The sequence below is a fragment of the Bacillus sp. FCW2 genome, from assembly GCF_021228595.1.
GTDB classification, from domain to species: domain Bacteria; phylum Bacillota; class Bacilli; order Bacillales; family Bacillaceae; genus Bacillus; species Bacillus velezensis.
Map to the genome: position 1 here is coordinate 802,108 of NZ_CP089436.1, position 13,533 is coordinate 815,640.

The 13,533-nt window shown below is 47.7% G+C and carries 11 protein-coding genes; 8 read left to right on the plus strand and 3 right to left on the minus strand.

The genetic code is table 11. The features are described from left to right. Nucleotides 1–172 precede the first annotated feature (172 nt). Entirely contained in the window at nt 173–1,921 is a 1,749-nt protein-coding gene (locus K3G25_RS04075) for a sensor domain-containing diguanylate cyclase (RefSeq protein WP_029973327.1), read from the plus strand. 34 nt (nt 1,922–1,955) lie between these two features. Here the strand turns inward: K3G25_RS04075 and K3G25_RS04080 are convergent, their stop codons facing one another. Beyond that, complete coding sequence (locus K3G25_RS04080) at nt 1,956–2,438, minus strand: GAF domain-containing protein (RefSeq protein WP_007613120.1); 483 nt, start codon at nt 2,436–2,438, stop codon at nt 1,956–1,958. Between the two features lie 125 nt (nt 2,439–2,563). Here K3G25_RS04080 and refZ point away from each other — a divergent pair, with 125 nt between their 5' ends. After that, a complete protein-coding gene (refZ, locus tag K3G25_RS04085) occupies nt 2,564–3,187 on the plus strand; it encodes a forespore capture DNA-binding protein RefZ (RefSeq protein WP_007408038.1) in 624 nt (207 codons plus the stop codon). Here refZ and hisJ read toward each other — a convergent pair. Further along, a complete protein-coding gene (gene hisJ / locus K3G25_RS04090) occupies nt 3,177–3,989 on the minus strand; it encodes a histidinol-phosphatase HisJ (RefSeq protein ID WP_032871696.1) in 813 nt (270 codons plus the stop codon). The genes refZ and hisJ overlap by 11 nt on opposite strands. A 195-nt stretch (nt 3,990–4,184) precedes the next feature. On the opposite strand from hisJ, the gene ezrA reads away from it, so the two are divergent. Then, nucleotides 4,185–5,876, plus strand: coding sequence for a septation ring formation regulator EzrA (gene ezrA / locus K3G25_RS04095; RefSeq protein ID WP_095061275.1), 1,692 nt, complete (start codon nt 4,185–4,187; stop codon nt 5,874–5,876). 110 nt (nt 5,877–5,986) lie between these two features. Here the strand turns inward: ezrA and brnQ are convergent, their stop codons facing one another. Continuing rightward, a complete protein-coding gene (brnQ, locus tag K3G25_RS04100; RefSeq protein WP_015240382.1) occupies nt 5,987–7,327 on the minus strand; it encodes a branched-chain amino acid transport system II carrier protein in 1,341 nt (446 codons plus the stop codon). Nucleotides 7,328–7,520: 193 nt separating this feature from the next. Between brnQ and K3G25_RS04105 the strand changes: the two genes are divergently transcribed. From K3G25_RS04105 to K3G25_RS04125, 5 genes are all read left to right on the plus strand, one after another. Continuing rightward, entirely contained in the window at nt 7,521–8,666 is a 1,146-nt protein-coding gene (locus K3G25_RS04105; protein ID WP_022552830.1) for a cysteine desulfurase family protein, read from the plus strand. 3 nt (nt 8,667–8,669) lie between these two features. Further along, the gene (gene thiI / locus K3G25_RS04110; RefSeq protein WP_025649723.1) at nt 8,670–9,875 is read left to right on the plus strand and encodes a tRNA uracil 4-sulfurtransferase ThiI; all 1,206 of its coding nucleotides are present in this window, start codon (nt 8,670–8,672) and stop codon (nt 9,873–9,875) included. Nucleotides 9,876–9,955: 80 nt separating this feature from the next. Beyond that, the gene (locus tag K3G25_RS04115; protein WP_007408043.1) at nt 9,956–10,177 is read left to right on the plus strand and encodes an alpha/beta-type small acid-soluble spore protein; all 222 of its coding nucleotides are present in this window, start codon (nt 9,956–9,958) and stop codon (nt 10,175–10,177) included. Nucleotides 10,178–10,325: 148 nt separating this feature from the next. Further along, entirely contained in the window at nt 10,326–11,912 is a 1,587-nt protein-coding gene (gene mbcS / locus K3G25_RS04120) for an acyl-CoA synthetase MbcS (RefSeq protein ID WP_014418632.1), read from the plus strand. 23 nt (nt 11,913–11,935) lie between these two features. Then, a complete protein-coding gene (locus K3G25_RS04125) occupies nt 11,936–13,531 on the plus strand; it encodes an amidohydrolase (protein ID WP_232489599.1) in 1,596 nt (531 codons plus the stop codon). Nucleotides 13,532–13,533: the final 2 nt, after the last annotated feature.

A 13,533-nucleotide genomic window follows, 5' to 3' on the forward strand; every position in this document is an offset into this window, starting at 1 on the left:
CTTACAGCTAAGGAACAAAATGCAAACACAGAAGCTGAACAAAAAGGCTGCAATATTTCACACAAAGAACATTATATGATTTTTCTCCGCCGCCGTCAACCATTTCTCCATGATGAGTGCCGGTTTATGATATAATGTACAAAAATGAGTAGTACATGTTTAGGTGATAAAAATGAAAAAACAAACAATTGATGAAGTGACGGCCTTTCATCAGAAAATGCTTTCTTTTTTCTTAACGAAATCTGAATCCGTCTCATTATCCGACTCGCTGTTATGGCTGGCCTCAGCTCTCGAATCCTGCTTTACATCTCTTTCATTGACCCTTTCACCGGCAGAATCAACACGTTTCACCATAAAAACAGAAGATGAACCGCATTATGCTCCGCTGAAAGAGAGTGACGGCCGTTTTATGATCAGGAATCAGACGTCCGGCAGATCCTTTTATCTGCGCTCGGAAGTCGGGCTGCCGATCCCGGAATCACTGCCTGAGCTCGTTACTCAGTTTATTAATCAATCTGTGAGACAAAGCGGGCTGTTTGACAAAACGAAGCATCAGCGGAAAATTCACAGAATGACAGAAATGTTCCATTCGCTTTTGGACCAAAATGAGGTTTTGGAAAAACTGCAGGCAAGTTTGAGTACGGCTTTCCGGTCTTTCCGTTTTTCACTGTTTATCACGCAGGATCAGGATACGGACAGACAGCTTCCCGCAAAAGAATTACATATGGACGGAAAAGATGCCGATCCGTCTGCCCAGAAGGTTTATTTATCGGGGAGACTGCTCAGAAAAGGCAGGTCATCTGCTTATCTGCCGATCAAAGGCCAGCAGGGGACTTACGGGGTTCTGAAGACGGAGGGGCTGCAGGATGCCGTTCTTTCGTGCAGTACTCTCAGTGAAATGCTGCTGCTTGCGGGCGCAGCGGGAAAAGCATTTGAAAATGCGCAGCTCTATGAGCAATCGAAAAAAAGCATTGCGAATCTGGAGCTCATTAATGAAACATCGCGCCAGCTGAATCAGCGCCTCAGACTCACTGATACGATGCGGGAGCTCGCCGCCATTATGACCCAGTCGTTTCATGCGGAAGAAGTGGCTTTTTTTCATATTGATCATTTTGAGACGCAAAATCTGCTTCCGGGACATACCGCTTTTTTTAAGACAGAACGTGCGAACCCTTATATCAGCATTGTGAAAGAAAAGCTGTTCGAGGGAGAAAAGGGCGTGTTTATCGGCAGCGGAAAGACTGTATTCGGCGAAAACGGCTACGGCTCGCTGATGGCGGTGCCGATGATCGAAAATGACACCGTCTTCGGGTTCGCGATTTTATTGAAAAAGGATTTGTATGCTTTTACGTTTGAAATGTATAAGCTTTTTCAAGCGCTCATTCACCATGCGACATTGGCGGTCACGAACTCCATGCTGCGCGACAGGCTTGAGCATCTTGTTCAGACAGACCAGCTGACGGAGCTGTATTCAAGAACCTATTTGGATGAGAAAATTCAATACAGCATGAAAATTCATAAACGGGGTGTATTCATCCTCGTTGATATCGATAATTTCAAAAATATTAATGATACATACGGTCATCAAACGGGAGATTCGATCCTGATTCAGGTGGCCTCCGTTATGAAGAACCATATTCGTGAGCATGATGTCGCTGCGAGGTGGGGGGGCGAGGAGCTGGCTGTCTATCTGCCGAATATCAACGTGTCATCCGGAGAACGCATCGCTAAAAGGCTGGTTCGCGCCATCCGGGAAAACACCGAGCCGCGCGTGACGATTTCCTGCGGCGTTTCCTGCTGGTCAAAGACCGGCCCGATGCCGTTGAAATTGCTCGTTCAGCAAGCGGATGAGGCGCTTTATATCGCCAAACGGAACGGCAAAAACCGGCTGATCATCCATCAAAACAGCACGACGACATAAAAAAGGAGCCGGCCTGCCGGCCGGGCTCCTTTTTTTATCCTAATCGTTTTTCAAGCGTTTCAACAAACTTTGCTAAATAGGTTTCGTCCGTTTCATCAAAACGGTTTTTCACGGGGCTGTCAATGTCCAGCACACCGATCACTTCACCGTTTACGCGGATCGGGAGAACGATTTCTGACTGGGAAGCCGCGTCACAGGCGATATGTCCCGGGAACGCATTCACATCGGCAATCCGCTGCACCGAGCCATTAGAGTAGGCAGTGCCGCATACGCCTCTGCCGAACGGAATGCGCACACAGGCAGGAAGTCCTTGAAACGGTCCGAGCACGAGCTCGCCCTCTTTAGCGAAGTAAAACCCCGCCCAGTTGACTTCATGTAATGAATGGTATAAAAGCGCTGACGCATTCGCGTAATTTGCGATCGCATCCGTTTCATCTTCTGTCATGGCTTCGAGCTGTTTAAGCAGAAGCTGATAACTTTTTTCTTTATCTCCGGATTGTTTTTCGACATGAAACATGGAAAACCCTCACTTTTTCTATAATATCAAACAAAGTTCCGGCCGTTCTGCCGGCATTTGTCGAGAAGTTCTTACAGGAACGGCGCCTTTCTGCTTGAATTGTTACACATAAAGGGGTGAGCCGTATGAAAGTAAGCACCAAAGACAAAATTATTAACGCCGCTGTCCAGCTGTTTAACCAAAAAGGTTATTCCGGCACGTCCGTCCGTGAAATCGCAAAGTCAGCTGATGTAAATGTTGCGCACATCTCCTACTATTTTAAAGGGAAAGGCGGATTAATGGAACATTTAGTTTCCGAGTTTTACGAAGGCTATACTGAAGCGCTGGAAAAAGCCGCCGTCAGTATGAACGGTGAAGACGCGCAGGAACGCATCCTGCGGGTGATTTTCGATATTTTATCCTATCAGCACGATAACCGTCAATTAACGCGGTTTGTATATCGGGAAGTGACGATTGATTCCGTGCTTATCAGGGAAATTATGTCTACTTACTTAATGAAAGAAAAATATATTTTCCAGCTGGTGATTGAAGAAGGGCAGTCACGCCACAGACGGCTGACGCTGCCCGTGCCGCATTTTATTCTGCAATTGAAATCCCTCTTGATGATGCCGTATCTTCAGCCTCAATACATTACCGAGGTGCTCTATATGCAGCCTCATGAACCGTATTTTTATAAAAGGTATTTTGAAGAGGTGAAGATCTGGATCGAAAGCGTGTTCCGACGGCCTGATGCGGCGCTTATGAAGTAATGATGCTTTTGTACGTTTCATAGGAACTGCCGACATCTTCCGCTTGATGGGCGTCCGACCCGAATATGAGCGGGATTTTTTTTTGCTTCGCCGTCTCAGCCATCCAATCCTCCATGTATACTTCCCCGGCAAACTTCTTTCTGAGCCCGGATGTATTCACATCCAGCTCCATTCCGTGTTCTTTCACGGCGTCAAGACAGCGGGCCGCAAGCTCTCTTATTTGAGGTGACATGCTGTAAGGGAAAAGGCGCGCGAATTTTTTGACGAGCGTGATATGGCCGACCCGTTTTGGCTTAAAGGGGCCGAGCGGTGTTACAATGGAAGAATACACAGTTTCATAGTATTGTTCATATACGGCTTCAACGCTTCCGAAGCGGTCGGCAAGCTGCTGAAAGGCGTGCTCGTCAAAATCGAGGCATATATAAGACGGGCCGGTCTTCAAAAAATGAACGGATAAAATGCCGTCATCCAGTGAGGGGCCGTACGTGTTCAGAAACGCCGCGGTTTCCTCTTCATACCCTGTGATAAAATCGGTTTCTAGCCCAGTCAGAATGCTGATTTGTCCATCGTATTCCTTTTTCAGCTGTGACAGCCGCTCCAAATAAACCTCCATCTGTCTGAGATCCATCGCGCTGTCCTGAAGCGGTACGGGATCTTGAAATGACGGAGGAAGGGGGGCGTGCTCTGTAAATGTGATCGAGTCAAAGCCTCTTTCCAGGGCCTTTTCGACATATTGTTTCAGCGCATCCTTCGAGCCGTGAGGGCAAAAAGGCGTGTGGATATGAGCGTCTCGTTTTTCCATTTGTGTCACTCCATTAAAAAAATGCAGAATCCTGCCGAAATTATGCAAAAAGTTTTTGATTTCTGGTCAAAAAATGTTGGTTACATGGTATCATAATAACAATGAAAACGACAGATTTTCTCAATACATATATTGAAATCTTTCTGAATACATAAAACACCCTGACAGATTAAGAGAACAACAAGGGGGCTCATTATGGAGTTAGTCATCGGATTATTGGTTATACTGCTCGCGCTCTTTGCGGCGGGCTACTTTTTCAGAAAAAAAATTTATACGGAAATTGACCGGCTGGAGTCATGGAAGATTGAAATTTTAAACCGTTCGATAGTGGAAGAAATGTCCAAGATCAAACATCTGAAAATGACCGGAGAGACGGAAGAGTTCTTTGAAAGATGGCGCGAGGAGTGGGATGAAATTGTCACAGCCCATCTGCCGAAAGTAGAAGAGCTCCTTTATGATGCCGAAGAGAACGCCGACAAATACCGGTTTAAAAAAGCGAATCAGGTGCTTGTCCACATCGACGACCTCCTCACTGCAGCTGAATCAAATATAGAAGGCATACTGCGTGAGATCAGCGACCTTGTGACGAGCGAGGAAAAAAGCCGCGGAGAGATTGAACAGGTGCGTGAGCGGTATTCAAAAGCGCGAAAAAACCTTCTGGCGTACAGCCATCTCTACGGAGAGCTTTATAACAGCCTGGAGACGGATCTCGACGAAATCTGGAGCGGCATAAAAGAGTTCGAAGAAGAGACGGAAAGCGGCAATTACATCAAAGCGAGAAAAGTGCTGCTTGAACAGGACCGCAGACTGGATCAGCTTCAGACATACATAGATGACGTTCCGAAACTGCTTGCGGACTGTAAACAGACCGTGCCGAACCAAATTGCCAAGCTGAAAGACGGCTACCGGGAAATGACGGAAAAAGGCTACAAATTGGAGCATATTCAAATCGAAAAAGAGCTGGATACACTCACAAATCAATTGAAACGGGCCGAAAACGCGCTTTTGGAAGAATTGGATGTTGACGAAGCGTCCGCCATTCTTCAGCTGATTGATGAAACCATTCAATCGATGTATGACCAGCTGGAAGGCGAAGTGGAAGCCGGACAGTCCGTATTAAGCAAAATGCCTGAGCTGATCATCGCGTATGAAAAGCTTGAGGAAGAAAAAGACCGCACAAAAACCGAAACGGAGCTCGTCAAGGAAAGCTATCAGCTGACGGCGGGAGAAATCGGCAGACAGCATGCCTTCGAAAAACAGCTGGAAACGATCGGCCGGCTCCTTGAGCAGGCGAGAGAAAAGCTTGATGGTGAGCATGTCGCTTACTCTCTATTGATTGAAGAAGTCGAGGCCATCGAAAAGCAGATGGAAGAGGCTCAGAAAGAACATGCCGAATACCGTGAAAATCTGCAGGCGCTCAGAAAAGAAGAACTGCAGGCGCGGGAAACGCTGATGCATCTTCGGAAAACTATTTCTGACACGGCACGAATGCTGCAAAAAAGCAACGTGCCGGGAATTCCTGAACAAGTCAAGGACAAGCTCGAGACGGCAAATCATCATATAGAAGAAACCGTCAGCCAATTGGAAGAGCTGCCGCTGAACATGGAGGAAGCCGCCAAACATCTGACCGAAGCCGAAAAGGTGGTTGAGGAAGTCAGCGAAGAGGCGGAAGATCTTGTGATTCAGGTGAAGCTGATTGAGCGGATCATCCAGTACGGCAACCGCTTCCGAAGCCAGAATCATATTTTATCCGAACAGCTGAAAGAAGCGGAACGGCTGTTTTACGCTTACAGCTATAATGAAGCTTATGAGATGGCGGCAGATGCTGTTGAAAAAGCAGCTCCCGGCGCCGTGAAAAAAATTAAAGCTGATCAATCTGCTTCATAGACGCACAAGCAAAAACTGCACCCTGATGGAAATCAGAGGTGCAGTTTTTTAGTTTCTCACGGAATATAAAAAGCGCCTGCGGCTGATATACAAGCCGCAAGCGCTGAATGTTACGATTTTGCTTTATTTAATTCGATGGGCGGGCTGGTAAAAAACGTGATAATGCAGCCGATGATCGCTCCGGCAATGCCCGGAAGCACCCAGCCGATTCCCATGCTGTAAAGCGGAAGATTTGCGTTTAAGAATGAATCTAATGATCCGAGCGGAATGCCGGCTGCCTTCAAGCCGTCCAGGATACTGAACAGCCCCGTTCCGATCAGGCAGGCGATATAGACTTCCCGTCTTTCCTTAAAGATTTTATCAATAAAGGAAAGGACGATAATGACAATCGCCAGCGGGTAAATGGCTGATAAAATAGGAACTGAAAATGCAATAATCTCAGCAAGTCCGAAATTTGAAATCGCCAGACTGAACAGCGTGACAATCGTAACCACCATTTTGTATGATAAAGCGGGAATCAATTTTGAAAAATATTCGCCGCAAGATGTGACAAGCCCTATGCTTGTCGTTAAACACGCAACGGTGATGGCGGCGCCGAGAACGATGTTTCCCAGTGAACCGAACAGGTAATCAGATGAAGCTGATAAAATCTTTGCGCCTTCGCCGAGCGGCCCCACAGCGTCCGTGCTTGTCGCTCCCAAATAGGCCAAAGATAAATAAATGAATGTCAAACCTGCCGCTGCAATCAGACCCGCTTTAATACAAGCGGCCGCGAGCGCTTTACGCTGGGTGACGCCCCTGCTTTTAACAGCGTTGACGACAACGACGCCGAAGACGATTGAGGCGAGCGCGTCCATTGTTTTATAGCCTTCCAAAAATCCTTTGAACACCGGCGTTCCGGAATATGCCTGATGTACGGCGCCCAGCCCGCCCATCGGAGTGACAATGGCTTTTACGACGATGATTAGAATAATACCGAATTTAATAGGAGTCAAAATCTTTCCGACTCTGTCCACGATTTTGGAAGGATTAAGAGCTAAATAATACGTAATAGAAAAAAAGATCAACGTGAAAACAAATAAAGATAATCTTTCCGGAATGCCGCTTAAAAACGGAACTGCACCGATTTCATATGAAACGGTTCCGGTTCTCGGAATCGCGAAAAGCGGCCCGATTGATAAATAAAGCACAACGGTGAAAATAGTCCCGAATACCGGATGAGCTTTATCGGCAAGCCCTTTCGCGTCTTTGCCCGTTAATGCGATGGCGATAATACCCAAAAGCGGCAGACCTACGCCGGTCAGTAAGAAACCGCCCATCGCTTTCCAGACATTATGCCCCGCCGCTTGCCCGAGCTCCGGCGGATATATCATATTTCCTGCCCCGAAAAAAAGTGCGAAAAGCATGAAACCGATAATAACGGTATCTTTGACAGGTAGTGAGTGTTTCATAAAAATCCTCCTAAATACTATGTTGAAATATTCTGTCAATTAATTGTCAGATAATATAACAAAACGAACATTACTTATTATATGGCAATGTACAGATAAGTCAATACTCGATTTATTGCGAATTTATATTTACTTTTGTTATGGTAGCATAAATATCATACGATGTACCGTTTTCATTAAAGGAGTAAAAAAAATGATATATTTAGACAACAGCTCAACGACCGAGCCGTATGAAGAGGTATTAGATGTGTACAAACAGACGAGCAGCCGGTATTTCGGCAATCCTTCGTCTCTGCACCAGTTAGGAACTGAGACGGAACAGCTCCTTGAAGCGGCCGCTCAGCAAATAAAAAAAACCTTGCGTTTAAAAAATTATGATATTGTATTTACATCAGGCGCGACTGAAGCGAATAACGCTGCGTTAAAGGGAGCAGCCTGGGCAAACATGAGTAAAGGAAGACATATCATTGCTTCGGCGATTGAGCATCCTTCTGTGACGGAGACGCTTGATCAGCTGACAGAGCTGTTCGGCTTTGAAGTCACATATCTTCCGGCCGATCAAAACGGCTTCGTTTCTTTGAAAGACGTCAAATCGGCTATCAGGCCGGATACGATAATCGTCAGCGTCATGCATGTCAATAACGAAGTCGGCTCCATTCAGCCCGTAAAGGAAATCGGCGGGTTTTTGAAGCAGCACCGGAATATTCTGTTTCATGTTGATCATGTGCAGGGCATTCATAAAGTTCCTCTGTCTATAGAAGAAGCGGGCATTGACCTTTGCACCGTTTCAGGGCATAAGTTTCACGGCCTAAAAGGGACCGGAGCGCTTATCGTCAAAAAAGGAACGCGGCTCATTCCGCTTATAACGGGAGGCTCGCAGCAAAAAGGCGTCCGTGCCGGAACGGAACACACGGCAGGCGCCGTTTCCCTTGCGAAAGCGATCAATCTTTCCGCGCGTGACATGAACGAGCGGCTTTCTTCCGTGGAGGCTGCCAAGAATGCGCTCATGGAAAGGCTGAGCGGGACGGACGGGGTCGTCATCAACACCCCCGCTGAAAACAGCGCGCCGCATATCATTAATTTTTCCGTTCCGGGCGTGAAGGCGGAAGTGCTGCTGCATATGCTTGAGGAAAAAGGAATATATGTCTCCACAACCGCGGCATGTTCGGCAAGAGAGCACAAACCGAGCCGTGTTCTTCTGCAAATGAATAAAGGCGAACAGATTGCATCAAGCAGCATAAGAGTCAGCCTGAACTTCAGCCATACGGCTGACATCACGGAGCCGTTTATGGCCGCGCTGGTGCCGGCTGTTCAAAAACTAAAAAAAATGATGAGGTAGCATATGAATTACGATCATATTTTAATCCGTTTTGGTGAAATATCCACAAAAGGGAAAAACAGACGCAGTTTTATTGAAAGATTAAAACAGAATATCCGCCTGGTATTAAAGGATTATAAAAAAGTAAAATACTTTTCAAACCGGGACCGGATGTCAATTACACTTAATGGAGAAAACCCGGAGGAAATTTGTTCCTTATTAAAGAATATATTCGGCATTCAAAGTTTTAGTCTCGCAATTAAATGCGAAAGCAAGCTGGAAGACATTAAAAAAACGGCTTTAGCCGCGATAGAAGGCGAATATAAACCGGGGAATACGTTTAAGGTCGAGACGAAACGGGCTTACAAACAATTTGAATTAGATACGAATGCGATGAACGCTGAAATCGGCGGGCATATTTTGAAAAACACGGATGGATTAACCGTCGATGTGAAACATCCCGATATTCCGCTTCGGATTGAAATCAGGGAGGAAGCGACATTCCTGACCATTCGTAACGAAAAAGGCGCCGGAGGCCTTCCTGTCGGTTCCGCGGGTAAAGCGATGCTGATGCTTTCCGGCGGTTTTGACAGTCCGGTCGCCGGTTTTTACGCGATGAAACGGGGATTATCAGTTGAAGCCATACATTTCTTCAGTCCGCCGTATACGAGTGAACGGGCAAAGCAGAAAGTCATGGATCTCGCGGGATGCCTCGCGAAGTTCGGCGGCAGTATGACGCTTCATATCGTGCCGTTTACAAAGACGCAGGAACTCATCCAAAAACAAATCCCGGAGAACTATACGATGACGGCGACGCGGCGTCTTATGCTGCAAATCGCGGACAGAATCAGAGAAGAACGGAAAGCGCTCGCGATCATTACGGGAGAAAGCCTCGGGCAGGTAGCGAGCCAGACGCTTGAAAGCATGTATGCGATCAATGCCGTGACGGCAACGCCGGTTTTGCGCCCTTTAATCGGAATGGACAAAACAGAAATCATCGAGAAATCAAAAGAAATCGGCACGTATGAAACAAGCATTCAGCCGTTTGAGGACTGCTGCACCATCTTTACGCCGCCAAGTCCGAAAACACGCCCGAAAAAAGAAAAAATCGAGCACTTCGAAAGCTTCGTTGATTTTGAACCGCTGATTGCAGAGGCCGCTGCGGGCATCGAAACCATCACTGTTTACTCAGAGCAGGAAGCTCACGATAAGTTTGCCGGCCTGTTTTAAAACTGTATACAATTACCAAAGTTTTTTTGAATGAAGACATGTGTTTTATCACATTCTATACTCACAAGGAGGTGATACACATGTCACAACAATCAAACAGCGGAAACAGCAACCAGCTTTTAGTGCCAGGCGCTGCTCAAGCTATCGACCAAATGAAGTATGAAATCGCTTCTGAATTCGGTGTAAACCTTGGACCGGAAACAACTTCTCGCGCCAACGGTTCTGTCGGTGGAGAAATCACAAAACGTCTTGTCTCTTTTGCTCAGCAAAGCATGGGCGGAAGCAGCCAGCAGCAGTTTTAATCACAACTTCACATAATGGCTAAGAGAGCGGGGAATTCCCCGCTCTTTTTTCATGAGTATAGATAGAAGGCGGGAAGCAATTTATGCATATTTTTATTGTAATGGCCTATGTTTATGTATAATGGGGAAAGAAAGTGAGGAGTTGTTCGTGTTAAAACGAGAAGATTTAATCGCCCCAAAGAACTATAACCTTGTAAATGAAATCGAAAAGTTCAGCCGTTCCAAAGAGAAGAACGCGCTTATTTGGGAAGATCAAACAGGCGGCAAGAAAGTCTGGACGTATGAAAAATTGATGGAAGAAACGAATAAAATCGGAGCCCGCCTGAAAGGTCTCGGATTTGAAAAAGGCGATAAGCTGATTGTCATGGTTCCGAGAGTGCTTGAAGCGTATGCCGTTTATTTAGCGATCTTAAAAGCGGGGATGGTCGTCATTCCTTGCTCGGAAATGCTGCGCGCCAAAGACCTTGAATACCGGATCAAACACGCCGAAGTGAAAGGCGCTATCGTTTATCCTTCATTTATAAACGCGTTTGACGAGGTGAATACCGGGCAGCTGGTGACATTGTCAATCGGTGAAAATGATGCCGGCTGGAAAAACCTCCTAACGATTGAAGCGGACGGAGACAGTTTTCAAACAGCTGATACAACAAGAGAAGATATGGCGTTTTTGTCCTATACTTCAGGCACGACCGGCCAGCCTAAAGGCGTTGTACATACACACGGCTGGGCCTTTGCCCATTTAAAAACATCAGCCGGTGCATGGCTGGATATTTCTGAAGACGATACAGTGTGGGCCACCGCGGCGCCCGGCTGGCAGAAATGGGTGTGGAGCCCGCTGCTCGCAATTCTGGGAAGCGGCGCGACAGGAGTCATTTATCACGGCAGATTCAACGCCAAGACGTATTTAGAGCTGCTGGAGCGCCATCAAGTAAATGTCTTCTGCTGTACCCCGACGGAATACCGCCTGATGGCAAAAGTGGAGGAGTTGGACAAATATGATCTTTCTGCCCTTCACAGCGCAGTTTCTGCTGGTGAGCCATTAAACCGGGAAGTCATTGACGTATTCCGGAAGCATTTCGGCATTAAAGTGAGAGACGGATACGGCCAAACGGAGAGCACCCTGTTAGTCGGCGTCCTGAAGGATATGGATATTAAGCCGGGAAGCATGGGCAAACCGACCCCTGGAAATCAAGTGGAGATTATAAACGATAAAGGCGAAATATGCGAAACGGGCGAAACGGGCGATATCGCCGTGCATTTGAGCACACCGGCCTTATTCAAGGAATATTATAAAGATCCCGAAAGAACGAAAAAGCAGATTCGCGGAGATTACTTTCTTACAGGAGACCGCGCGAAAAAAGACGAGGACGGCTACTTTTGGTTTGAAAGCCGCAATGATGACATCATCGTCAGCTCCGGATATACAATCGGGCCTTTTGAAGTAGAGGATGCGCTCGTGAAGCATCCGGAAGTGAAAGAATGTGCCGTCGTGGCGAGCCCGGATGAAATCAGAGGTTCAATCGTAAAAGCTTATGTCGTTTTACAAGACGATGAAAAGCGCAGTGACGAACTTGTCAAAGAACTGCAAAACCACGTAAAAACGATTACGGCGCCTTACAAATATCCGAGAGAAATTGAGTTTGTCGAAAGCCTGCCGAAAACGGCGTCCGCAAAAATCAGACGTGTGGAGCTGAGACAGCGTGAAGAACGGCTGAAGGCTGATAAAAAAGCATAATACAGGATAAAGGGTGAGCGGGGATGAAAGCGATTTGGCACGGCGGCACCATCTATACAATGCTGGACAAGAATCATGTCACTGAAGCTGTTTATACCGAAGAAGGCGTCGTCAGGCAGACGGGCAGCTTCCGGGAGCTCCAAGGAACATACGGTTCGCCTGATACAGAGGAAATCGATTTACATGGAGCTGTCATGTTCCCGGGTTTTAAGGACAGTCATATGCATTTAATCGGACACGGGGAAAAACAGCTTCGCCTCGATTTGTCGCAGCTGACGTCAAAAGAAGCGATACTGCGGGCCGCAAAAGAAGCAGAGCGTGAATTGGAAGATGGCGAATGGCTGATCGGCGAAGGCTGGGATGAAAATCTGTTTGAACGGCCGGTTTACGTCACGAAGCATGACCTTGACCCGCTCTTTCCCGACCGCCCCGTCCTGCTGAAGCGGGTATGCCGGCACGCCGCGGCGGTTAATTCGGCCGCATTGCGCGCGGCGGGAATTACAAACGAAACACCTGATCCATACGGCGGGATTATCGTCCGGGACGGAACCGGTCCGACAGGCCTCCTGCTTGATAAAGCCCAAGAGCTTGTGACACAGGCCCTGCCGCCCGTCTCACTTCACTATGTCAAACGCGCGCTTCAAACGGCGATTACGGACTGCTGGTCAAAAGGCCTGACCGGCGGGCATTCAGAAGATCTGGCATACTACGGAGACGCGTCCATTCCCGTTGCCGCGTACGAGTCGTTAACCGGCAGCGGCCTTTATCCTTTTCGCGCCCATCTGCTCGTACATCACGAAGCCGTCGACAGCTGGAGCGCTCTGGATAAATCGATCGGACCTTATCTGGAATACGGAGCGATGAAAATTTTTGCTGACGGCGCGCTCGGCGGCAGAACCGCTCTATTGAAAAAGCCTTATCACGATGATCCGTCAGTCTCCGGCGTTCAGGTGCATGATGACGAAACCCTTGCCGCTCTTGTTTATAAAGCGAGAGAGAAAGGGATGGAGATTGCCGTGCACGCGATTGGCGACCTTGCATTTGAAAAGGTGCTGGATGTTATCGAAAGATACCCGGCAAAGCCCGGACAGCTAGACAGGCTCATTCATGCGCAAGTATTAGATGACGGATTGATTGAAAGAGCCGCCCGGCTGCCGATCGGACTTGATCTTCAGCCGCATTTTGTGGCCAGTGATTTTCCGTGGGTGATTGACCGGCTCGGAGAAGAGCGGATGAAAACGGCTTTCGCCTGGAAAACACTGCTGTCAAAAGGGCTGCTGTGCGCCGGAGGTTCAGATGCCCCGATTGAGCCGGCCGATCCGCTTCTGGGCATTCAATCGGCTGTGCTCCGTACAAGCAAGCAGCACCCGGAAGGTCCGGCCTATTATGAAAAAGAGTGCCTGACCGTGTACGAAGCCATTCAGCTTTACACGGAGGGAAGCGCGGCCATCATCCATAAAGAACATAGCCGCGGACGGATCGCCCCCGGCTATGATGCCGACTTTACCGTACTCAGCGGTGATCCGTTCATGACGGACCCGAAAAAGCTTCATGAATTGGAAGCGGTCAAAACCGTCGTCGGCGGCCGTATCGTATATGAAAAAGAGGACAGGCAGTGATG